Below are 22,803 nucleotides of genomic sequence, written 5' to 3' on the forward strand. Positions count from 1 at the left end.
CTTATGATAGGAAAATTAGACAATAAAACAGTTTTGATTACCGGTGCAGACAGCGGAATAGGAAAGGCTGTAGCCCTTCTTTTTGCTCTGGAAGGTGCAGATATTGCCATTATTTATCATTCCAGTGACAACGATGCAGGAAGAACAAAAGCGGAAATTGAGAATCTGAATAGAAAATGTATCATTTTCAAAGGAGATATCAATGATTATGATTTTTGTGAAGAAACGGTAAAAGAAGTGATCTCGGTATTCGGAAAAATTGATATTCTCATTAATAATGCCGGAATTCAGTTTCCTGCGGAAAGTATTGAGCAGCTTGAAGAGAAAAACATCAGGCAAACCTTTGATTCCAATATTGTCGGAATGATTTTGTTAACAAAAGTAGTATTTCCCTATTTAAAAGAGGGAAGCTGCGTTATCAATACCACTTCCGTTTCCGCGTATCAGGGACATCCTGAACTTCTTGATTATTCTGCAACAAAAGGCGCTATTGTTTCCTTCACCCGTTCTCTTGCACTGCAGGCAAAACCCAAAGGAATCAGGATTAATGCCGTTGCCCCGGGACCTGTGGCTACACCGCTTACCGAAGAAACTTTTGATGAAAAGAAAGAAAATCCCAATAAACCTCCTTTGGAGAGAAATGCGACTCCTGAAGAAATCGCTTTCAGTTTCCTGTTTCTGGCAGGTGATGACGCGTCACAGATTACGGGCCAGGTACTGCACCCCAATGGAGGACTGATAGTAAACGGATAAAGTATATAAAAGTATAAACATCAAAATATTTAAATATGAAAACTACAGCACTTATTTTAGGCGTTATCAGCCTTTTTGCTTTTACTTCCTGCCGATGTAATATTGATGAAGACGAAAACAAGAAAAGGGATCAGAAAAGCAGTTCATCCAATACCGATAAATCCGGTCTACCCGAAAGTGATACCCTGAGTATCAGATAAATTAACAATAAAAAATTCTGATGATGTACAGAGACGGTGCAAGAAAAAGTATTTGGCAGGAAGAGATCAGAAAATTTTCTACAGAAACGGATCTCAGCTCATTATTTGATGTTGCCATTGTAGGAGGTGGAATTACAGGAGTTTCAACAGCGCTGAAACTTCAGGAATCCGGAAAGAAATGTGTTATCCTCGAAGCAGCCAATATAGGATTTGGAACTACCGGCGGTACAACGGCCCATTTAAACGATTTTTTTGATACAACCTTTAATCAGGCCATCCGTGATTTTGGACTGGATAATGCCCAATTGTATGCACAATCCGGAACTGATGCCATCGGTATTATTGAAGGTAATATTGAGAAATATCAGATCAGCTGTGATTTCACAAGAAAGTCCGCATACCTTTTTGCCCTGGATGAAAAACAGGAAGAACAGTTAAAAGATATTGTAGAAGGAGCAGCCAAGGTAGGTCATGAAATGAGTTATGTGAATGAAATTCCTTTTCCCATCCCATTCAGAGAAGCGGTGCTTATTCCAGGGCAGGGGCATTTTCATCCTGTAAAATATAGTAAAGCGCTCTGCGAAGCTTTTATAAAACTGGGCGGCTCTATCGTAGAAAACTGCCATTGTGAAGAACATGATGAACAAAATGATTTTGTTGTTTTGAAAACTTCAAAAGGGGAAATAAAGGCCGCAAATGTAGTCTATGCTACCCATATTCCGCCTGGAGTTAATCTTCTTCATTTTACAAATGCTCCCTACAGAAGCTATGCCATGGCTTTTACCATGAAAAATGACAAATATCCGTGGGAGCTGGGTTATGATCTTTGTGAGCCCTATCACTATTACCGTATTCAGAATATTGAAGGCGAAAATCTATTGATTGCAGGAGGAGAAGATCACAAAACAGGGCATGCTGATGATACCGGAGAATGTTTTTCAAGACTTGAAAATTATGTCAGAAAATATTTTGAGGTAGAAACAGTCTATTACAGCTGGTCCAGCCAATATTACGAGCCAGTGGACGGATTTCCCTATATAGGAAAACTTCCCGGAAGCAAAGAAAGAATTTTTGTGGCTACAGGCTTCAGAGGAAACGGAATGATTTTCGGAACACTTTCGTCACAGATCCTGCATGACCTTATCCTCACAGGAAAAAGTAAATATGGCGACCTGTTTAATCCTTCCAGAATCAAACCTGTTGCAGGATTTTCGGATTTTGTGAAAGAAACGGCAACGGTAGCTTTTGATTTTGTAAAAGATAAAATTTTAACCGAGAAAATTGAGTCTTTTTCAGAAGTCGGTGAAGGGGAAGCAAAAGTGATCAGATATGAATCAGAATCTTATGCCCTTTACAAAGAAAATGACGGCACTTTACATCTGCTCAGAAGTACCTGTCCACACGCAGGATGTGAAGTCCGGTGGAACAGTGCGGAGCTGAGCTGGGATTGCCCATGTCACGGTTCACGGTTTAATGTCAACGGAAAAATCCTTACCGGACCCACCACAAAGAACCTCCAGAAGGTATTCCCTTATCAAAAACGTGATTCATAAACTCCAAACTTTAAACCTTAAACTTTAAATATTGAATTCTAACCTTTAAACTCAGAACTATGTCACGCACCAGTTTCCTGTATCGCAACAGCTTAAGTATTGTTCTGATTACTCTGATGATTATTTTTCTTGCAGGACAATTTTTTATGGGCTGGAAAACAGAAAATAAAGAACTCATTGAAAACGGCCAGCCTGTTTTAAAGATCGGTGAATACATCCATAGCGGTCACTTTATACAGGCTACTTTTGAAAACTGGGAAAGCGAATTTCTCCAGATGATGCTGTATGTTTTATTAACGATTTCTCTGAGGCAAAAAGGCTCCAGTGAATCAAAATCTATGACAGAAGAGGAAGATGTTGACAAAGAACCTGTACCACACCCCAAAGCGCCGTGGCCTGTGAAAAAAGGCGGAATATGGCTGAAACTCTATAAACATTCATTATCAATTGCCTTTGCTCTCCTTTTTCTGGCGAGTTTCATTTTGCATTTCTATGGTAGTCTTAAGGATTTTAATGATGAACAAATGATGAAAGATAAACCTGCAGTAACGACCATTCAATACATTTCAGAATCGCGGTTCTGGTTTGAGTCTTTTCAAAACTGGCAGAGTGAATTCCTGGCGGTTGCTTCCCTGGTTCTTCTTTCTATATGGCTTCGTGAGAAAGGCTCTCCGGAATCAAAACCCGTTGATATGCCTCATGATGAAACGCCTTGATTTTTATTCACTTTCGGCTTTGTCTGCATAATGGCAAAATATGACGATGTAAAAGCTGACAAACTCTGATAGCCCACTTTATAGGCTACTTCACTCAACGTGTACTGTCTGGTATCTATCAGTTCAATACTTTTTAAAATCCTTGTCAGCTGAAGGTATTTCTGTATCGTAATTCCCGTTTCATTTTTAAAAATTCTCTGGAGACTCCTCACAGACATTTGTGCTTTTTCTGCAAGAGCATCCATGTCCGGATTATATTTAAAATTGGAATTAATTTCATTGCATACAGGAATCAGTCTTGAATCCGTAGGAACAGGAATCTGCAGACTGCTGCTTTCTTTGCAGAAATTGGGAAGACTTTTTAAAATAGCTTTGAAAAACAGATCCTGTTCTTCATTTTCATCCAATAACTGGTTCCATTTTGAGGCATATAAAAGCATTTCCTTTAAAACAGCAGGAACAGCAAATACCTGAACATGCCGGTAAAATTCATCTTCAAAAACAGATCTGAACAGGAATACCATCAGATTTACTGTTTGTGCCTCAGAAGTAATTTTATGGGCTTTTTCCGAAGGAATCCAGATGACATGATGCTGGGGGACAAGATAAATTTTCTGGTCGATATGGAAGTACTGGTAGCCTTCTTCCACAAAAGTGAGCTGAGCCCGGCTGTGCTTGTGCTCATAATCATCATGTTTCCAGTTTTTTTCACACCATACATAAGCTTCCTTGTTGATAGAATCTACAAAGTGGCTTTCCGTTTTTTCAATCAGTCCGCATTTCATTTTGTCGTTTTGAATGTATATTTTGGCAAATTTAATAAAAACGACAATAGTAATTTTGTACTGTCACTGTCATGGTTACAGGATTTAACAAATAAAAAACCTATATCTTATTCAGAATGAAAAAACTATGTCTTTTTTTTATCTTAATTTTATTATCAAATACCACCCACATCATGGCACAAAATAAAGCTAACATACTGGTTCTTATTCATTCGGACAATGGCGGAACCTACGAACTGGCTAAAGAACTCGCCAAAGGAATTGAAAGTGAAAATAACGCAGTTTCCCATATAAAGCTTGTCAAAGCATCACAAAATCCACACCTGAAAAATCTTCCGGTTGCAACACCAGATGAGCTGACCCATTATGATGGAATCGCTTTTGGTTCACCGGTTTATTTCGGAAATATCAGCACAGGAATGAGTGAATTTTTATCCGGAACTGTTCAGCTCTGGACCAATCATGCTCTGGAAGGAATTCCGGCCACTGTTTTTATGTCAGCAGGAAGCGGAGCAGGAAAGGAGCTTGCTCTTCAGGCTTTCTGGAACAGCCTTGCCGTCCACGGAATGGTTCTTGTGTCTAATGGAATACGTGGAACAGAAGAACTGAACAAAGCCATTCCGCAAGGAAATACTGTTTTGGGAATTACCAGCATGGCTTCTTTAAAAGATGTGGAAAGACCTACGAAAGGAGAGCGGAATATGGCTGAAATTCAGGGAAGAAATTTTGCAAAAATAGCATTGGCATTAAAAGATACGCACTCTAAAAAAACGCTGGCTGTTACGGAAAGTCATCAGAATTTCAGTGAAATATTAAAACAGAAAAACATTATTCTTCCACAGGTTCCAAAGCCGGCGGGAAATTATCAGCCGTTCGTCCGTTCCGGAAATCTTGTATTTATCAATCAGGTTGCTTTAAAAGACGGTAAAATTTTCAATCCGGGTAAATTAGGTGTTGAAGTAAATGAGCAGCAGGTAAAAGATGCTGTAAAAGTAACCATGCTGAATGTGATTTCAGTGTTAAATGAAGCTGTGGGAGGAGATTTGAGCAGAGTAAAACAATGCGTGCAGCTTACGGGAATTTTCAATACAAAAGATGATTATACAAAACATGCTGATCTGATGAATGTGGCTTCTGATCTGGCTGTTGAAATCTTCGGGGAAAAAGGAAAACATGCCAGAGCTACCTTGGGAGCTTCTTCCATTCCTGTGGGCTCTTCCGTAGAGATTCAGGCGGTTTTTGAAGTGGAATAGTTTTCCAGTCTAAACAACAAAGTCACGCATCTTTGTAAATCTGTGGGAGAAATATTTATTTTACCACAAAGTTTAAAACACTTAGGTTGACTTAAGTAACAGATAAGCTGCTGAGAAGTTCACATAAGTCAAAAAAATCTTTGCTTTTGTGATTGCACAACAACCGTGTAAATCCGTGAAATTAAAAACCGGAGATAACCTCTGCGATAACAGGGATACTTTGCTCCAGCTGCTCTTCAGAAAGTGCTCCGTAACTTAACCGGAATCCGTTTACCTGGCTTTTACTGTATTGTTTAGGATGAATAATCTTAATATTTTTTTCCAGTAAAAGCTTTGTTACAGCATCCCAATCCAGTCTTGTTTTGGGAACAATCCAAAAGGCAAGGCCTCCTTCAGGCAAAGTAAAATCGGCAATATTTTTCATGTATTTTGTCAACAGTTCAAAGACAAAATCTCTTTTGTTTTTATAATGAACAGTGGCCTTTCTGATGTGCTTTTTTATGGCTCCTTCTTTAATCAGCTGGAGAACTGCCTGTTCCATGATAACATCTCCATGTACATCAATAATTTTTCTCAGATCACCAATTCTTTTTAATAGTTCCTGATTTTTAGTGGCCAGATAACCGATCCTTAGAGCCGGAGCTACCACCTTGCTTAAAGTTCCGATGTACACATAATTGTGCAGTTCGGGAAAGCTTGAAATCGGGAGAATTGGGCGGTATCCGAAGTGAAACTCATTATCATAATCATCTTCAATAATGGTTATATTGTATTGGTTGGACAGCTCAATTAATTGTAATCGTCTTGCCAGACTCAAAGTAACTGTAGTAGGGTATTGTCTGTGAGGAGTAATATACAGGGCTTTAATATTCTGATGTTGCTTTAAAAGCTTTTCAACAGTCTCCATATGGATTCCTTCCTGATCTACAGGGACCGACAAAAGCTTTGCTCCTGCATACTCAAATGCCTGCCATGCAGGCTGATACCCCGGATCTTCCACAATAACAATGTCTCCGGGATTTAAAAGTGTCTGAGCGGTCAGGAACATTCCCATCTGGCTGCCCCTTGTAATGGAAATTTCATTTTCATCAATATGCATTCCACGCTGATGGTTGAGCATCTGGGAGATCATTTTTCTGAATTCTGTGTCACCGTGTTCATTTCCATATCCCATCATCTGCCACTTGGCTTTGATGCCGAAAATTTGTCTGTAGGCTCTGGCCAGTTCTGTCACAGGAGCAATTTTACTGTCGGGATGTCCATCATCGAAATTGATTACAATTCCACTAGACATTACCTGCTGATGATGTGGGTAATGTAATGCCTCTGCATTCTTTTCATGCAAAGCTGGAAGTCTTTCCGATACGAAAATCCCTTTCCTTTCTCTGGAAATTACCCACTCTTCATTGATCAGTACCTGATAGGCTTCTACAACAGTATTCCTGTTAATTTTCAAGGTCTGGGCAAGATTCCTGCTTCCCGGAAGTGCATCTCCGGTTTTTAACCTTCCTGAACGTATATCAGAGATGATCGTATCCGCAATCTGTAGATAAACTGCTTTTTCAAGCTTTTTATCAATTTCTAATTCTAATTTCCAAGGGCGCAACATCTGGACTATCTATTTATATAAAAACTGAATCATTTAAACAGTCCAAAGATAGAATAATTTTGTCATGCAATAAAGCACAAAACCCTAATAATTTAAAATCATGGACAAGAAACAATTCAGTTCTAAAGACTTCCACGAAACCTTTGCAAGACCAAAGTATGTAAAACCGAGTCATTTGATTCATAAAAATGTAGAAAATGCAGGAGAACACAATCAGTTTTCAACAGAAAGAAAACACCCGGTTTTTTTTGTGGATCTTCCGAGTAAAAATGTAAGCATGACGATTGGCGGGCTTATCCCCGGACAACAAACCAACAGACACCGCCACACTTATGAAACCGTTTTATTTGTCATTGAAGGGAAAGGATGGACAGAAGTAGAAGATGAAAAAGTATATTGGGAAGCCGGAGATGCGGTATATATTCCTTCATGGGCATGGCATAAACACCAGAATCTCAGCGATACGGAACCTGCCAAATATATTGCCTGCGAAAATGCGCCTCAGCTGCAGAACTTAGGGGTTGCCCTAAGAGAGGAAGAAGGCAGAGATCTATAGTACCAGAGCTTTAAGCCATTAAGAATTTTGTATGCTAATTATTGATACCGGATATGATTTTTCCTTTCAAAGCGAAACTATGCTCAATATTTTCTTAATGGTTTAAAATTATTTTCAAATTTTAAAACAGTAAACATGACAAATGTTCCATTCAAAGGGATAATTGCTTATCCCATAACACCTTTTGACCAAAGTGAAAAAGTAGATATTCCTCTTTTTAAACACCTGGTAGAAAGACTGATCACTTCCGGAAGCCACGGCATTGCTCCATTGGGAAGCACAGGGGTAATGCCTTATTTATCTGATGAAGAAAAAGAAGAAGTTACGGAAGCTACTTTACAGCAGGTAAAAGGCAGAATTCCAACGCTTGTAGGTGTATCCAACCTTACCACTGAGAAAACCATTCATCATGCTCAGTTCGCAGAAAAAGCAGGAGCCGATGCGGTGATGATCATTCCTATGAGCTACTGGAAACTTACCGATGATGAAATTGTAACGCATTATGATGCGGTAGCACGCAAAATATCGATTCCGATTATGGCATATAATAATCCGGCAACAAGTGGAGTAGATATGTCTCCGGCTTTGCTGAAAAGGCTGCTTGAAATTCCCAACGTAACGATGATTAAAGAAAGTACAGGAGATGTTCAGAGAATGCATTACCTGGGAAGAGAACTGGGAGAAGATGTTGCATTCTACAACGGTTCCAATCCTTTGGCTCTGGCGGCATTTTCCGCGGGAGCAAGGGGTTGGTGTACGGCAGCTCCTAATCTTATTCCTGAACTGAATATCAGCCTTTATAATGCGGTGGAAGAAGGTGATCTTGAAAAAGCAAAAATGATTTTCTATCAGCAGTTTGACCTTTTAAAATTTATTGTAAACAAAGGATTGCCGAGAGCAGTGAAATCAGGTCTTAATATTCTGGGAGAAGACGGCGGTAATTTACGAAGTCCTTTAAAACCTTTACACGAAAAAGAAACCGAAGAATTAAAAAATATTATTGCAACCCTTATTAATTAGTAAAATCGTATGAAAAAATCCATTTTTTACCATGCAGGATGCCCTGTATGCATCAGTGCTGAGCATGATATCGTTAACCTTATAGGTTTGGAAAATGTAGAAATTGTCCATTTGGGTAATGACAGAAGCAAAATTGAAGAGGCTGAAAAAGCGGGTGTAAAATCTGTACCAGCTTTAGTAACTCCCAACGGGAATGTGCTTCACATTAATTTTGGAGCGTCTATAGAGGATGTGAAAAATTAGAATATCATTAATATTGTATAAACGGCTCAAACTTTTGAGCCGTTTTTAGTATTGAAAAACGCAAGGGCGCAGAGCAAATATATGCGTCGTGTTATAAGGCGCGAGGATTTTATCTCCGATAAAATTGAATGCTGCTGATTTTATCTCTCGCAGATTATACAGATTACGCAGATAATTACACAGAAATATGCTTAATTTGCAGCATCTGCGAGAGAATTATTTTTATTCAGAACTTTTTAAATCGTTGCATTTCCTTCTACACCATCCGAATTATCAGTTTTATTTCCTGTGATTGCGGCCGCAACAAAACTAAACAGACTTACCAGTTTTCCTGCTTTGGTATCCCAGTAATAGGTTTCTTTAGGTTCCACACGGATAATCGTAACATTGGGATCGTCTTTACCATCAAACCAGGCCTTAGCCATTGGAGACCATTTATCTTCTATGGTTGCTTTGTCCTTATAAACAGAAGCTTCTCCATACACCGAAAGATATTGGGCGTCGCTGTTGTTCATAAAAAACAACTGTACTCTCCGGTCTTCTTTGATTTCAAAATTCTTATTACTGGTTCCACTGCTGATAAACCACAAATTTCCGCTGTCGTCTGTTTCCTGAAGAGTCATTGGTCTTGAATTCACAGGAACGGTTTCCAGTTCTGTACAGAACATACATATTCTTGCTTTTTCTGACAGTTCTTTGATCTTTTTGATCGCTTCAAGGTGGGTAAGGTTTTCTGTTGACATATTCTTATATTTTAGTGATTGGTAAGTGGTATGAGATTCAAATACCTGACCAAAAGAGGATAAAGTGTGGTATCTTACATAAATTTCTTTTCGTTTTTGGAAATCACAACGAAGCAGGATAAGTGTAAATTCCACATAAAGTTCAAGAATATTATCAATTTTTATCTCTCGCAGATCACTCAGATTTTGCAGATGATTCTGTAGATTTCTGGGTAATTGACAAAATACGCGAGAGAATTATATATTTGATTTTACATCTCCTAAATTCCGATATTGTCTTTTTCTGCCTATAAGTTTTACGTAAATTTGATGGATGCAGATTTCGCCCCCCAAACACTTAGCTCCTTATATCAGACATTATATCTTTTTGGAAAATTCCAAAGAGGATATAAAAAGTTTAAGGCTCTTTACGGATGGAAGTTCCGGATTGATACTATCCGGAGACATGAATCTGTATTCCGGTATTTCTGAGGACCGAATGCCATATTCCTTTTTCTATGGTATATTAAACGGTTACAGGGATTTCTTTTCAAAAGGTAAATTTTCTCTTATGGCCATAGTATTTCAACCTTATTTTTTGAATATTCTTTTGAAAACTTCTGCCGAAGAAATTCGCAATCAGATAATTTCCGTGGAAGATGTTTTGAAAAATAAGCTGGAATTGTTTCAGGAGAAATTGTTTAATAAAGAGAATCCTTTAGCCATAATCAATGATCTGAATATCTTTTTTACCCGTTTTCTATCTGAACGAATGAGTACAGATTATCATTTAATAACAGCTACACAACAATATCTTCTTCAAAGTAAAGGTTCTGTATCCTCCAAAGATTTGCAGCATTTCACAGGATATTCTGAGCGTCATTTAGAACGGAAATTTAAATATCATATGGGAATTTCTCCAAAAAAATACGGAAATATCATCCGTCTTCATTACTTTTTAAGCCTTCTGAATAATGGGATTGATGATAACAATATGACCACACTTTCGTACCAAGCTGGATATTCAGATCAGTCTCATCTTATCAGGGAATTTAAAAATAATATCGGGCTTACTCCTAGACAATATTTACATACAGAAAATAAAATGGCGGTTAATTTTATTGAACTGTAAACCGGTATGGCGGTTTTGTACAATTTTTAAGAAGCAACACAGCCTAGTTTTGCTTAAAAAAGTATGAATATTAAAATTTCGACGGCACAATTTGAAAACAAAAGCGGTGATAAAGTTTATAACCTATCCGTTATAGAAAAACTAGCTGGTGAGGCAGCATCCAAAGGGTCTCATGTAATTACCTTCCATGAATGCTCCATTACAGGCTATACTTTTGCCCGGAAGCTTTCCAGAGAACAGCTTCTTGATATTGCAGAACTTATTCCGGATGGTGAGAGTCTTAAAAGACTACAGGAGATTGCTAATCAATATAATATCACCATACTGGCCGGATTGTTTGAGAAAGATGAACATGATAACCTCTTCAAGGCTTATGTTTGTGTTGATAAAAATGGACTGAAGGCGAAATACCGAAAACTGCATCCTTTTATCAATCCGCATCTCACACCAGGCAATGGGTATTGTGTTTTTGATATTATGGGCTGGAAATGTGGAATTCTTATTTGCTATGATAACAATATTACTGAAAATGTGAGAGCTACAAGACTTTTGGGTGCAGAAATTATTTTTATGCCCCATGTTACGATGTGTACGCCTTCCACAAGGCCGGGAGCAGGTTTTGTAGATCCTCAGCTTTGGGAAAACAGGGTAGCAGATCCAACCTCTTTACGTCTGGAATTTAATGGAATGAAGGGCCGGGACTGGCTGATGAAGTGGCTTCCGTCCAGAGCGTATGACAACGGAGCGTATATTGTTTTTTCAAACCCAGTTGGTATGGATGATGATCAGCTTAAAAACGGGTGTTCCATGATTATAGATCCTTTTGGAGATGTGATTGCAGAATGTCACTCATGGGAAGACAGTTTTGAATCAGCAGTTATTACTCCTGAAAAACTTACTCAGGCAGGAGGATATCGCTATATTAAAGCCAGAAGACCTGAATTATACAGGGATATCATTGGGCAGGAACATTCATCAGAACAAAAAGTAGTTTGGCTTACTGATAAAACTCTTTAAAAAATTGAATCTCTCCTGTCAATTATGTGCGGAAGAGATTCATTGCTTATGGATGAATCGTTTTCTGGAGATCGGTCCAGGCACCTCCATTGTAGATATGTTTAAAGCCTCTTTCTTTCAGGATATTCTCTGCTTTTACACTTCTGAGTCCGTGAGAACACACTGTGATGTATGTTTTTTTCGGGTCCAATTCTACATATCGTTCTCTGATGGTTCCTAAAGAAATATTCACAGAACCTTGTATATGCCCTGTTTCATATTCCTTTTCCGTTCTTACATCCAAAATTACAGCTCCTTTTTTGAGGAGTTCCGTCAAGCCATTATCTAAAGTCTGGAATCGGTAAATTCTGTAGACTATATACAAAATAAGAGCTATTCCACAGAATATAAAAGACTTTTCATAGCTTACTCAGAATTTTTTTGTCAATATAAAAAGTACCAAACGGAATAAAGCAGGCCAAAATAACTTTCCATGTTATTTCTTTAAATTTCCAGTTCTGCTCTACGCCCACGCTCAGTGTATTGAACAGGAAGAGTAGGAATAACGTCCCGTGAACAGGACCAATAAGTCTTACCCATAAAGGATTGTCCATCCAGTATTTTATAGGGACTGCAATAAATACAAGTGTCAGCAAGGAAATTCCTTCCAAAATAGCCAGAATCCTAAGCCTGCCAATCTTTGTTTTAAATAAATCTATCATAATTATCTGAAATAAGGTCTGTTTGCAAAAGGAGAAAAAGGCCAGGGGATGACAATGAAAATAATAGCCAATGCTATAGAAAACCAGATCCCCATCGTTTTGAATTTTTCTTTATCCGAAAGTCTTCTTTTAGCCAGCGCTGAGCCAATTGTGATAATGACAATCGCTGTAATCATCAGTACGATATGGATTAACCCGAAAAACAGATGTTCAAATGAATCTTTAGCTTCATTAAAATGTTTCCAGAAGTATTGAATCACAGGGCTTTTGAGATAAAAAATCATGCCTATAATCAGCTGGATATGAGCAATTGTAGCCGTCCAGTGTCTCACAGAATTGTCGGATGCTGTAAACTTCCGGTCTGAGAAATATCCTTTAAAAGCCCGGAAAATTGCGTAGACTAAACTTATTAAAACCAGCCAACGGGTTTGGGAATGTAGAAAAGTCAGGGTTTGGTACATGGGTTATTTTTTGAACAGAGCAAAGGTAAAACAAAAACATACTAATTAGTATGTTTTTTAATAAAAAAATTACTGAAGGCTTTTAAAATAAGACTTAAGTCCTTTTAAATAAGTGAGATATACTTCTTTTGAGTTTTCAAGTTTGCCCAGATTTCTTACTCCCCAATATCCAGAAATCACAAAAACACTCACTTCTTTTGCACTTACTTCTTTTTTGATTAATCCGGCATTTTTACCTTTTTCAATACTTTCTGCAAGCGCCAGTTCCCATTCTTTTGACAGTTCGTGAAGAGCCTGAGTAAAGGCATTATGCCATGGAGCCATTTGCTGCACAAAATTGGAAGTAGGGCAGCCGTATTCCACTTTTAAAAAATCATTTTCCATCAAAAGATGGTGCATGATATCATAAATGCTTTTTAAAGAATCCGGATTGTTGTGAAGAGTGTTAATGAAAGTTTTTCTGAAGTTGGGTTTCATCAGATCGGTGATAATAGCCAGCCCCATTTCATCTTTGGTTTTAAAATGATAATAGAACGCACCTTTCGTCACCTGAGTCGTTGCAATAATTTCATCAATGCTTGTAGTCTGAAAACCTTTCACATAGATCAATTCGAACGCTTTCTGGAGAATAGTAAGACGGGTTGCTTCTGATTTCTTCATTAAACTGCTGATTATTGTTGCAAAGAAACAAATTTTACAGGGAAAACAAAACTATCATTATTCTGATACTTTGATAGAATTTAAATAATTTTTATAATACAAATATTCATCGGAAATTTGCCTTGTCAATATCTACAAAATTATAAGACAATGAATTTTCAAAAAGAAATACAGATCAATACTGAAGCACAGACAGCCAAAAGAGGTCTTCCTGCTGCTTTATGGGCATTAACAATAAGTGCCTTCGGAATAGGAACTACGGAATTTGTCATTGTAGGACTTCTTCCCACCGTAGCTTCAGACCTCGGAATTACCATTCCTTCAGCAGGGCTTCTGGTAAGTCTTTATGCGATAGGAGTAGCTATCGGAGCACCGATCTTAACAGCACTTACAGGGAAAATGCCGCGTAAGATGCTGCTGGTATCGATCATGCTGCTATTCGTTATTGGAAACGGGCTGGCTTCAATTGCGCCCAGCTTTATAACATTAGTGTTAGCCAGAATACTTACAGGATTGGCCCATGGGGTTTATTTTTCTATAGGTTCTACCATTGCAGCTTCACTGGTTCCTGAAGAGAAAAGAGCTACCGCAATTTCCATTATGTTTGCCGGACTTACACTCGCCATAGTAACGGGAGTTCCGCTGGGAACATTCATAGGACAGCATTTCGGCTGGAGAGCAACTTTCATCGGGGTTTCGATCCTTGGAGTTATCGGACTGGTTGCCAGCTTGTTACTGGTTCCTAAAAATCTTAAAAATGGAAAAACAGCTTCTTTAAAAAGCCAGTTTAAGGTACTGGGCAACAAGCGTTTGATATTTGCTTTTTTAATGACTGCAATGGGATATGGAGGTACGTTTGTGGTATTTACGTATCTGTCACCTATTTTACAGAAAATTACACTATTTCAGGAATCTACAGTCACTTTTATTCTTTTGATTTATGGAATTGCCATTGCCCTGGGAAACCTGATTGGAGGAAAAGTAGCCAATAAAAATCCTCTGAATGCCCTTTTATGGATGTTTGCTGCACAGGGATTGGTATTGCTGGCGTTTTATTTCACTGTAAACAGCCCGGTTTTCAGTATCGTTACACTTTTCCTTCTGGGAGCATTATCATTTGCTTCGGTTCCCGGACTTCAGCTGTTGGTAGTCCAGATTGCAGAAAAAGAACTGCCCGGAACTGAAGACGTTGCTTCGGGGATTAATATTGCTGCTTTTAATATTGGTATTGCCATCGGATCTTATGCAGGAGGAATGATTGTGACATCCTCTTTAGGACTGGCAAGTACACCATGGATAGGAGCTTTGTTCCTGTTGGTTACGGTTTTTATAACCATCTACAGTATCCGTGTAAGCAAGAAAAATATATAGTTTTTTACCCATGTCAAGGTTTCAAACCTTGACATGGGTAACTTTTTTAAGTAGAAAATATCATCAAATCTCATAAATATCTGCATCCGTAAACACAAAAAATGTACTTTTCTTAGGCAGATTTTTAGTGTCCAGTCCTGTAAATTCACTGAATGCAGGCAGTAATAACTGATTGCTGCTTAAAGCAAAACAGGGAAGCCTGATATTCTTTACCGCAGAATTCAGTACAATTCCCGGATGGATATGTCCGGTGATCTGAAATCCGGATCTGGATGCATCAAAATCATGAATGAACGTAAAATCATTTATTTCCAGCCATTCAGCTTTATGATTAAAACATAACTTTTTTTCCAGCGTTTTTGAAATCCGGTCATGATTTCCTTCAATAAGATAAAACTCAATATCAGGGTATTGATTTTTCCAAATACAGAATTCATCCACATCAGAATTGTCTCCGGCATGAAGTAAATCTCCAACCACTACAAACTTTTCCGGCTGAAAATATTCAATCAAAGCGGATAATCTTTCCAAATCACTTTTCATAATATGATTGGCAAGTGCAATGCCATTTTTTCGGAAATGAGCGGTTTTCCCGATGTGAAGATCAGAAAGTATCAATGCCTTTTCTTTTTGCCAGAATGCAGCCCGCTGATTGGTCAGAATGAAAGTTTCATTTTGAATGGAAATATTTTTAGTTGCTATAAACACTTGATAGATTGAAAAATTGAAGGTTTAAAGGTAAGCTATTTAAACCGGATCAGCTAACTTTCCGGCTGACGTGAAATTTTTCATCAAAAATATAAGTCAGAGGAAAACCCGTAGCAATCTCTCTTTCTAAAATCTCTTCGGGAGAAAGATGCTCCAGATACATAATTAAGGCACGAAGGCTATTTCCGTGGGCCACAATTAATACATTTTTGCCTTGTTTCAATAACGGCTGTATCTCTCGTTCAAAATAAGGGATCACTCTGTTATAAGTGTCTTTAAGACTTTCTCCGCCGGGAGGAACTACATCGTAAGACCTGCGCCAGATGTGAACCTGTTCGGCTCCATATTTCAGCGCGGTGTCTGCTTTATTTAATCCTTCAAGGTTTCCATAACAGCGTTCGTTGAGTGCTTTATCTTGAATGACAGGAATATCAGGATTTCCAATGACATCCAAAATGATAGAGAGGGTATGCTGTGCTCTGATGAGTGCAGAAGTAAAAGCGATATCAATTCTTTCTCCTTTCAAGGCAATACCCGCTTTTTTTGCTTCTTCAATACCCGCTTCTGTTATATCGATATCTTTCCAGCCTGTAAATCTGTTTTCAAGATTCCAGAGTGACTGCCCGTGACGGACCAGGAACAATTTTTCCATTTTAAATTTTATTAAACTACTAATAAGGTATATTCTAAGTTACGATGATTATTTAAGCTTATCAAGAAAATTAACATAGAATATTAGGCTAAGAATAGGATTAAAATTGAAGGAAGCTTAGGAGTTCATTTATGAAATATCACTTATATCAGACAGTTTCAACATTCTTTTAATTCTTGCATCCAGACCTTCGCTGGAAAGCGTTTGTCTTAAGCTGTCTACTTTAATCGGAAAACTCAGCGGTGTAAAGGAACGGGAATGTTTTAAAATAATTTCCGATTTTTCAATTCTTTTAAAAGCCTCTACAAGCCTTTGTTCCTGAAGCTGCATATTAAAAACTTCTGTATACGCCTGCTTTATTAAAAAATGATTGGAATCATGGTCTTCCAATACTTTAAAAATTAATCCTGCAGAACTTTGCAGCGATTTGTTGGAGCGTTGCTGCCCTGCATAATTTTGAATGACCATTCCTGAAATAACGGCAATATCACGGAACTTCCTTCGGGCCATTTCCGCAGAATTGATGCTTGCAATGACATCATTCATCAGGTTTTCTCTGGTTAAAATCTGCTGTAGATTATCCTCATGTAAAGGGATTTCCTTATCGCTGAACAGCTCAAATCCATAATCATTCATGGCCATGGAAAAAGAAATAGGAGCGAGCTTTGAGATTCGATAGGCAATCAGAGCGGCCATGACTTCATGCACAAGACGCCCTTCAAAAGGATACATGAACAAATGGTAACCTTCGCGGTTCTTGATCATTTCCACCAGAAATTCATCTTCTTTGGGAATATGGGAGCGGGTTTCCTGATTGATCAGTAAAGGATGCAGAAACTTCAGTTCTTTTTCAGAAGCTTTCGGACTTAATGCATGGGAGAGTTTTTCTCTTAAAAAATGACCCAGATTGGAACTTAGCGGCAGCCTTCCGCCAAGATAACTTGGGACTAAAGCTTTTCCTTTAGCGGCTCTTACGTAGACTGTCATATCTTTAATCATGGCGACCTCGAGCGTTCTTCCGGCCAGAATAAATTTTTCTTCTTTTTTGAGTTTTGAAATAAAATATTCCTCAATCATTCCAATATAGCCTCCGGATATGAATTTCACTTTCAGCATGGCATCACTTACAATCACGCCCATATTCATCCGGTGAAGCATTGCAATTTTCCTTGAAGTGACTTTATACAGACCGTCTTCCATAATGACGATCTTGTGGAATTCTTCATAGTTTTTTAATACAGTGCCGCCAATGGTCAGGAATTCGAGAATGCTTTTCCATTCCTCATCCAGCATTTCCTGAAAAGCATACACTTTTTTGATTCTTCCATAGAGTTCATCAGGATAAAAGCCATCTCCAACAGCAAGTGTCATAAGAAACTGAACCAAAACATCGAAACAAAGGACCTGGGGTTCCCGTGGCTCAACAACTTTCTGTTTTACGGCTTCTTTTAACGCTGAAACTTCGATCAGTTCTAAAGAATGGGTCGGAACGCAATAGATTTTTGAGGTTTCAAAAGGGGAGTGGCCGCTGCGTCCTGCTCTTTGAAGGAAACGGGCAACTCCTTTGGCAGATCCAACCTGAATAACGGTGTCTACAGGCTTAAAATCAATACCCAGATCGAGGGATGATGTGGAGACAACAGCTTTTAACTTTCCTGAACTTAGGTTTTCCTCAATCCAGATTCTTAAATGAGCATCAATAGAGCTGTGATGAATGGCAATCTGGCCTGCAAAATCCGGATGTGCATCCAACAATAACTGATACCACATTTCACTCTGGCTTCTGGTATTTGTAAAAACAATGGTAGATTTTGAATCCAGAATAATGGGAACCACTTTATCGGCGAGCTTATTGCCAAGGTGTCCTGCCCATGGCAATATTTCAATTTCATTGGGGAAAACCGGGATAATATCTATCTTTTTATGCTCTTTGGCGGTTATTTTTGTTTTTTTAATATCATAGGGAATAAGCACATCCATGGCTTCATCCAGATTTCCGATCGTTGCCGTAATTCCCCAGATCTTCATTTTTGGGGTATATTTTCTAAGCTGTGAAATACCGAGTTCTACCATCACACCACGTTTTGAACCTAATAGCTCATGCCATTCATCCACAGCTACACATTTCATATCGGTGAAAAAGCGTTCATTATTTTTCTGAGCGAGAAGCAAATGAAGACTTTCAGGGGTTACCACAAGAATTTCCGGCATTTTCTTCACCTGCTGCTGTCTTACTTTGGGATCGGTATCTCCGTTTCTTACACCTACCGTCCAATCGAGTCCGATTTCATCAATAGCTTCCTGCATCGCTTTTGCAATATCTTTGGAAAGAGAACGAAGAGGTGTTATCCAGATCATTTTCAATCCTTTTTTATATTGTTCAGGTTGATTGAGAAAATCTGAAACCAAGGCTAAAAACACGGAAAAAGTCTTCCCAAAGCCTGTGGGAGCTACCACCATTCCGCTGTATCCGTTTCCAAATTTTTTCCAGGTTTCAAGCTGAAATTTAAAAGGGGCAATACCTTTATCGGTCATCCATTGCTGGATAATCTTTAATCCGTTGCTATGTTCAAAAGCTGCCAATTCTATTTTTATTTAAATTTTTAACGCAAAAGGGCGCCAAGTTTTTATTTGATATTGTTTAATTTTCGATCGCAAGGGCGTTTCACTCAGCAAAACAATATCTTACTATAGCTGAACGGAGTGACTTTGCGAAAAAGAATATTAGAAATAATTTTAAAAACTTTTGCGTTCATTGCATTAAAATATTACTGTATTAATTTTTTAATCTCTTGCAAATCATCAATCTCGTCTACCGTTTTGTCTTTCCGCCATCTTACAATTCTGGGAAATCGGAGGGCGACACCGCTTTTATGACGGTTGCTGAATCCTATACCTTCAAAAGCAATTTCAAAGACCAGCTCTGCTTTTACGGTTCTTACAGGACCAAATTTTTCAATGGCATTTTTAGTTACAAACCGGCTCACTTCCATGATTTCCTTGTCTGTTAATCCGGAATAGGCTTTAGCAATAGTTACCAATGTATCACCGTTTTTCACGGCAAAAGTATAATCGGTGTAGTAAGCACTCCGCCTGCCGCTTCCTTTCTGAGCATAAATCAGGACCGCATCAATGGTTAGCGGATTGATTTTCCACTTCCACCAGTCGCCTTTTTTCCGCCCGGAATGATAGGGAGAATTTTTTTGTTTCAGCATCAGTCCTTCACTGTTTATTTCCCTTGAATTTTCACGAAGAGCATCCAGTTCTTCCCATTTCTCAAAATCCAGACTTTTTGAAATACTGATATTTTCGGGATTTTCATTCAATAATAATTCTTCAAGAAGAGCTCTTCTTGCGGAGATCGGTTTTTCTCTCAGGTCATTATTTTCAAGTTCCAATAAATCATAGACAAAAACTTCAATCGGAATTTCTGAGAGCATTTTCTTTGTTAAAGTTTTTCTGTTTAATCTTTTCTGTAATTCATTAAAATTTAAAACCTTACCCTCTTTAACCGCAAGTATTTCTCCATCCAGTACAAAGTTACCTTTCATGGATTTTACCACTTCTGTGATTTCAGGAAATTGATCTGTAACAAGTTCTTCACCTCTGGACCAGATGAACACTTCGTCATTTCTCCTGATGATTTGTCCGCGGATTCCGTCCCATTTATATTCTACCAGCCATTCGTCGGGACTTCCCAATTCTTCAGCCGGTTTTTCCAGAGGATAGGCAAGGCAGAAAGGATAGGGCTTTGAATTGTCAGGATTCACATTTTCCGCATCAATAAGTTCTCTGAAGGAAACTTCATCCGGCAGCCATTTTCCCATTAAGCTGTGCATCAGGGCACTCGGTTCCTGGCCGGAAAATCTTGTCAGCGCATTGATCAATGTTTTATCTGAGACTCCAATCCTGAAACTTCCGCCAATTAATTTATTGAAAATCAGACGTTCGGTATAATCCAGGCCATTCCAAGACTGCAGTACAAAGTCTTTTTTTTCTTCATCTGTCTTCCCTTTTAAACTTACGATATCATCCATCCATTCTGATAAAGTACGTTCTATTTTTTCCTGCGGAGGCGGAAGTAGTAAGGATAATGTTTCTCCCAGATCGCCAACAGAAGAGTAAGATTCCTGAAACAGCCAGTAAGGAAGCCGGGTAATTTCCAGTGCCCAATCTTTCATATAATTGGTATTGACATTTCTTTTGGGCCTTTTCCCGGTAAATAAGGCGATAAACCATACTTTGTCTTCATCAGGAGCACGTTCCAGATAATCGATGATGGCATCAATTTTAGCATTGGTCTTATTGGTGGTTTCCAAAGCGTTGATAAGTTCTGCAAAATGTCTCATGATTCCGGGGTTTCAAGGGTTTCTTTTTCAGATTCTTCTTCGTCTTCACCAAATAATGTTTCCACCACATCAGACTTGATTCCGATTTCGTTCAGATATTTTGAAAAAACTTCGGTTTGTCCGTGCGTTACGTGTACAAGCTCTGCTTCTGTTTCTCTCACAGTCTGTAACAATCCTTTCCAGTCTGCATGATCACTCATCGCAAATCCTGCGTCTGCACTGCGCCATCTTCTGGCACCGCGAACCTGCATCCAGCCGGAGCATATTGCAGTAGCCGGATCCGGAATCTTTTTAATTACGTTGCTGTCTAGTAAAGCAGGGGGAACAATCACAATTTCGTGTTCCACTTCTTTCGGACGTTCCCTGAAATCTGCAATGGTATATTCAGGAAGATCAATTCCCACTGCTTCAAAGGCTTCATTGAGTTTTCCGATGGAATAGTGAACGTAGATCTTTCCCAGTTCTTCCACGGCTTTCATAATACGCTGGGCTTTCCCAAGAGAATATCCAATGAAAACAGAGGTTTTGCTATTTTCTTTATTCTTCAGTACCCAATTCTGAAGTTTGTTATTTAAATCCGGAACTTCCAGCCAGTTGTAGATGGGAAGCCCAAAAGTACTTTCTGTAACAAATTCATTACATTTTACCAGCTCAAAAGGAGTGCTCAATCCATCATTCTGAACTTTATAATCTCCTGAAATTACGGTTACATATCCTTTATATTCAAGCCTTATCTGCGCAGAACCAATGATATGCCCTGCAGGATGAAGCGAAAGTTTTACTCCGTTAATGGTAATAACTTCTCCATATTCCACGCCCTGGCATTCGATATCAGGCCCTATTCTTTGGTACAAAATAGGTTTTGTAAAATGATGACAAAGGTATTTTTTCATTCCCCAGCGGGCATGATCGGCGTGGCCATGGGTAATAACCGCCATATCCACGGGCCTCCAGGGATCAATATAAAATTTCCCCTGCGGGCAGTAGATTCCTTTTTTGGTAAATGTGATTAATTTCAATGGTGTGACTGGTTTTACAAGAATACGCTTCAAAAACTTAACCAATTTTAATAATGTGGTATTTTTTATTAATTAAAAACTGATTGTTTTACGGAAGACATCAAAAAAAGCTGTCTCCATTTGAAACAGCTCATTATTTTATTTTTCATTCAGGATATTGTTTACATAATCAATCCATTGATAATCGGGGATGGTCTGATCAATGAAATAGTCAGGCTGAATGCCTTTTCCATCAATGGCCATATCGGGAATACGGAAACTTTTGGAGAGCGAATATCCCAGTTTAAATTCGTTACAGGGTGAATTTACAAAATACATATTGGAGATATCCAGCACTCCGGCTGTAGTCGTTCCAAAGAGTTTTACCTTTTTACTTTGTCTGGCAGCGAGTAAAAATTCTTCTGCAGTACTGCCGTTTCCATTATTGATGATAATTCCTACATTTTTAGGATAAGGATAAATTTTATCCATCTTATTGATTCCTACAGTACTTCCATCGTCCTGTAAACTTACATACTTACCCAGGTTCTGACTGAGTTTATCATAAGCTTTTTTCATATATTCTCGTTCGTCTTCCGGTATTCCGTATTTCTGGTAATTTTCATAAAGATCCAACATTCTCTGATTATTCAGTTTTGTAGAATAAAACTGCGTTCTGACACTTCTTACAGGATTGGTATAGAGATAGGGAATAATTTTAGCAAAACTGTTATCACTGCCGCCTCCGTTATATCTGATATCAATAATAAGATTTTCCGTACTTTCAATTTTAGATTTGTTGGCTGTAATTACGCTGTCTATATCTTTTTTCAAAGCGCCGTTGAAGGAAGGAATCCTCAAAAACAATGTCGTTTTGTTAAGTGGTTTCAGAAAAGGTTTCTGAGCCTTTATTGCTTCATAATATGTGATTTTTCCGAGCCTCATAAAATTGATCTTGCAGAGTTTATGAACAAAAACTATATGTTCAATGTTTCCGTAGATGCTTTTGCAAGGCTTACGGGACGCAGTCTTTCCGGATTTAAAAGAGATTTCAGTAAAATATTTAAAATGGCACCCAAACAGTGGCTGAAAGAAAAAAGACTGAAGGAAGCCTATTATTTGATTAAAACTCAAGATAAAAAGCCTTCAGATATTTATCTTGATCTGGGCTTCGAGAATTTATCCCATTTTTATTCTTCTTTTAAAAAGAAATTCGGAATAACAACTACGGAGGTTTAAGCATTGCTGGTTTGCCGCAAATGCAAAGACACAGGAAATAATCTCCTATGTTTTTATAAGTTATAATTTTCCTTATCTCAATTATTATCTTAGCAATAAAGTGAA

General features: G+C 38.3%; 25 protein-coding genes. 12 read left to right on the top strand and 13 right to left on the bottom strand.

Features of this window, described 5'->3' with window-relative positions:
* The first annotated feature begins 3 nt into the window (after positions 1–3).
* Genes AC5YGI_RS13920 through AC5YGI_RS13935 form a run of 4 tightly spaced genes read left to right on the top strand, consistent with a single transcriptional unit; the run spans position 4 to position 3,222 of the window.
* Positions 4–753 carry an SDR family oxidoreductase gene (locus AC5YGI_RS13920; protein WP_330746353.1) on the top strand — a complete coding sequence of 250 codons (750 nt, stop codon included), beginning with the start codon at positions 4–6 and terminating at the stop codon, positions 751–753.
* 35 nt (positions 754–788) lie between these two features.
* A complete protein-coding gene (locus AC5YGI_RS13925) occupies positions 789–953 on the top strand; it encodes a hypothetical protein (protein ID WP_157885741.1) in 165 nt (54 codons plus the stop codon).
* Positions 954–973: 20 nt separating this feature from the next.
* Positions 974–2,506 (top strand): FAD-dependent oxidoreductase, encoded by a 1,533-nt coding sequence (locus AC5YGI_RS13930; protein ID WP_330746354.1) that lies wholly within the window; start codon positions 974–976, stop codon positions 2,504–2,506.
* A 59-nt stretch (positions 2,507–2,565) separates the two neighbouring features.
* Positions 2,566–3,222, top strand: a complete 657-nt coding sequence (locus tag AC5YGI_RS13935) for a DUF6766 family protein (RefSeq protein WP_330746355.1) — start codon at positions 2,566–2,568, stop codon at positions 3,220–3,222.
* On the opposite strand, the gene AC5YGI_RS13940 is transcribed toward AC5YGI_RS13935, so the two are convergent.
* On the bottom strand, positions 3,204–4,007 hold the full coding sequence (locus tag AC5YGI_RS13940) for an AraC family transcriptional regulator (RefSeq protein WP_227942064.1): 804 nt from the start codon (positions 4,005–4,007) through the stop codon (positions 3,204–3,206). The genes AC5YGI_RS13935 and AC5YGI_RS13940 overlap by 19 nt on opposite strands.
* A 116-nt stretch (positions 4,008–4,123) precedes the next feature.
* Here AC5YGI_RS13940 and AC5YGI_RS13945 point away from each other — a divergent pair, with 116 nt between their 5' ends.
* The gene (locus AC5YGI_RS13945; protein WP_330746356.1) at positions 4,124–5,260 is read left to right on the top strand and encodes an Atu1372/SO_1960 family protein; all 1,137 of its coding nucleotides are present in this window, start codon (positions 4,124–4,126) and stop codon (positions 5,258–5,260) included.
* A 181-nt stretch (positions 5,261–5,441) separates the two neighbouring features.
* Here the strand turns inward: AC5YGI_RS13945 and pdxR are convergent, their stop codons facing one another.
* Positions 5,442–6,869 carry a MocR-like pyridoxine biosynthesis transcription factor PdxR gene (gene pdxR, locus AC5YGI_RS13950; RefSeq protein ID WP_330746357.1) on the bottom strand — a complete coding sequence of 476 codons (1,428 nt, stop codon included), beginning with the start codon at positions 6,867–6,869 and terminating at the stop codon, positions 5,442–5,444.
* 100 nt (positions 6,870–6,969) lie between these two features.
* Between pdxR and AC5YGI_RS13955 the strand changes: the two genes are divergently transcribed.
* From AC5YGI_RS13955 to AC5YGI_RS13965, 3 genes are all read left to right on the top strand, one after another.
* Positions 6,970–7,425 (top strand): cupin domain-containing protein, encoded by a 456-nt coding sequence (locus AC5YGI_RS13955; RefSeq protein WP_184553688.1) that lies wholly within the window; start codon positions 6,970–6,972, stop codon positions 7,423–7,425.
* Positions 7,426–7,560: 135 nt separating this feature from the next.
* On the top strand, positions 7,561–8,445 hold the full coding sequence (locus tag AC5YGI_RS13960; protein ID WP_496168681.1) for a dihydrodipicolinate synthase family protein: 885 nt from the start codon (positions 7,561–7,563) through the stop codon (positions 8,443–8,445).
* A gap of 9 nt (positions 8,446–8,454) precedes the next feature.
* Positions 8,455–8,688, top strand: a complete 234-nt coding sequence (locus AC5YGI_RS13965; protein WP_496168682.1) for a thioredoxin family protein — start codon at positions 8,455–8,457, stop codon at positions 8,686–8,688.
* 236 nt (positions 8,689–8,924) lie between these two features.
* Here the strand turns inward: AC5YGI_RS13965 and AC5YGI_RS13970 are convergent, their stop codons facing one another.
* Complete coding sequence (locus AC5YGI_RS13970) at positions 8,925–9,431, bottom strand: pyridoxamine 5'-phosphate oxidase family protein (protein ID WP_496168684.1); 507 nt, start codon at positions 9,429–9,431, stop codon at positions 8,925–8,927.
* A 313-nt stretch (positions 9,432–9,744) separates the two neighbouring features.
* On the opposite strand from AC5YGI_RS13970, the gene AC5YGI_RS13975 reads away from it, so the two are divergent.
* Entirely contained in the window at positions 9,745–10,542 is a 798-nt protein-coding gene (locus AC5YGI_RS13975; RefSeq protein ID WP_496168685.1) for a helix-turn-helix domain-containing protein, read from the top strand.
* A gap of 63 nt (positions 10,543–10,605) precedes the next feature.
* Positions 10,606–11,559, top strand: coding sequence for a nitrilase family protein (locus AC5YGI_RS13980; RefSeq protein ID WP_496168686.1), 954 nt, complete (start codon positions 10,606–10,608; stop codon positions 11,557–11,559).
* 46 nt (positions 11,560–11,605) lie between these two features.
* Here AC5YGI_RS13980 and AC5YGI_RS13985 read toward each other — a convergent pair whose 3' ends face one another.
* The 4 genes from AC5YGI_RS13985 to AC5YGI_RS14000 all read right to left on the bottom strand — a co-directional run bounded on the left by AC5YGI_RS13985 (position 11,606) and on the right by AC5YGI_RS14000 (position 13,381).
* A complete protein-coding gene (locus tag AC5YGI_RS13985; protein ID WP_496168687.1) occupies positions 11,606–11,923 on the bottom strand; it encodes a rhodanese-like domain-containing protein in 318 nt (105 codons plus the stop codon).
* Between the two features lie 34 nt (positions 11,924–11,957).
* On the bottom strand, positions 11,958–12,260 hold the full coding sequence (locus tag AC5YGI_RS13990) for a DUF3817 domain-containing protein (protein ID WP_330746365.1): 303 nt from the start codon (positions 12,258–12,260) through the stop codon (positions 11,958–11,960).
* 2 nt (positions 12,261–12,262) lie between these two features.
* Positions 12,263–12,721 (bottom strand): hypothetical protein, encoded by a 459-nt coding sequence (locus tag AC5YGI_RS13995; RefSeq protein ID WP_496168688.1) that lies wholly within the window; start codon positions 12,719–12,721, stop codon positions 12,263–12,265.
* A 69-nt stretch (positions 12,722–12,790) separates the two neighbouring features.
* A complete protein-coding gene (locus AC5YGI_RS14000) occupies positions 12,791–13,381 on the bottom strand; it encodes a TetR/AcrR family transcriptional regulator (protein ID WP_496168689.1) in 591 nt (196 codons plus the stop codon).
* Between the two features lie 150 nt (positions 13,382–13,531).
* On the opposite strand from AC5YGI_RS14000, the gene AC5YGI_RS14005 reads away from it, so the two are divergent.
* On the top strand, positions 13,532–14,752 hold the full coding sequence (locus AC5YGI_RS14005; RefSeq protein WP_496168690.1) for an MFS transporter: 1,221 nt from the start codon (positions 13,532–13,534) through the stop codon (positions 14,750–14,752).
* Positions 14,753–14,815: 63 nt separating this feature from the next.
* On the opposite strand, the gene pdeM is transcribed toward AC5YGI_RS14005, so the two are convergent.
* From pdeM to AC5YGI_RS14035, 6 genes are all read right to left on the bottom strand, one after another.
* On the bottom strand, positions 14,816–15,460 hold the full coding sequence (gene pdeM, locus AC5YGI_RS14010) for a ligase-associated DNA damage response endonuclease PdeM (protein WP_330746369.1): 645 nt from the start codon (positions 15,458–15,460) through the stop codon (positions 14,816–14,818).
* Between the two features lie 49 nt (positions 15,461–15,509).
* On the bottom strand, positions 15,510–16,112 hold the full coding sequence (locus AC5YGI_RS14015) for a 2,3-bisphosphoglycerate-dependent phosphoglycerate mutase (RefSeq protein ID WP_429814669.1): 603 nt from the start codon (positions 16,110–16,112) through the stop codon (positions 15,510–15,512).
* 129 nt (positions 16,113–16,241) lie between these two features.
* Entirely contained in the window at positions 16,242–18,695 is a 2,454-nt protein-coding gene (locus AC5YGI_RS14020) for a ligase-associated DNA damage response DEXH box helicase (protein ID WP_496168691.1), read from the bottom strand.
* A gap of 185 nt (positions 18,696–18,880) precedes the next feature.
* Entirely contained in the window at positions 18,881–20,461 is a 1,581-nt protein-coding gene (locus AC5YGI_RS14025) for an ATP-dependent DNA ligase (RefSeq protein WP_330746372.1), read from the bottom strand.
* On the bottom strand, positions 20,458–21,480 hold the full coding sequence (locus tag AC5YGI_RS14030) for a ligase-associated DNA damage response exonuclease (RefSeq protein WP_330747655.1): 1,023 nt from the start codon (positions 21,478–21,480) through the stop codon (positions 20,458–20,460). The genes AC5YGI_RS14025 and AC5YGI_RS14030 overlap by 4 nt, the downstream gene beginning before the upstream one ends.
* Positions 21,481–21,618: 138 nt before the next feature.
* Complete coding sequence (locus tag AC5YGI_RS14035) at positions 21,619–22,404, bottom strand: S41 family peptidase (RefSeq protein WP_330746373.1); 786 nt, start codon at positions 22,402–22,404, stop codon at positions 21,619–21,621.
* Positions 22,405–22,425: 21 nt separating this feature from the next.
* Between AC5YGI_RS14035 and AC5YGI_RS14040 the strand changes: the two genes are divergently transcribed.
* Positions 22,426–22,698, top strand: a complete 273-nt coding sequence (locus tag AC5YGI_RS14040) for a helix-turn-helix domain-containing protein (protein WP_330746374.1) — start codon at positions 22,426–22,428, stop codon at positions 22,696–22,698.
* Positions 22,699–22,803: the final 105 nt, after the last annotated feature.

This window comes from Chryseobacterium sp. CS3K3.1, assembly GCF_059515165.1.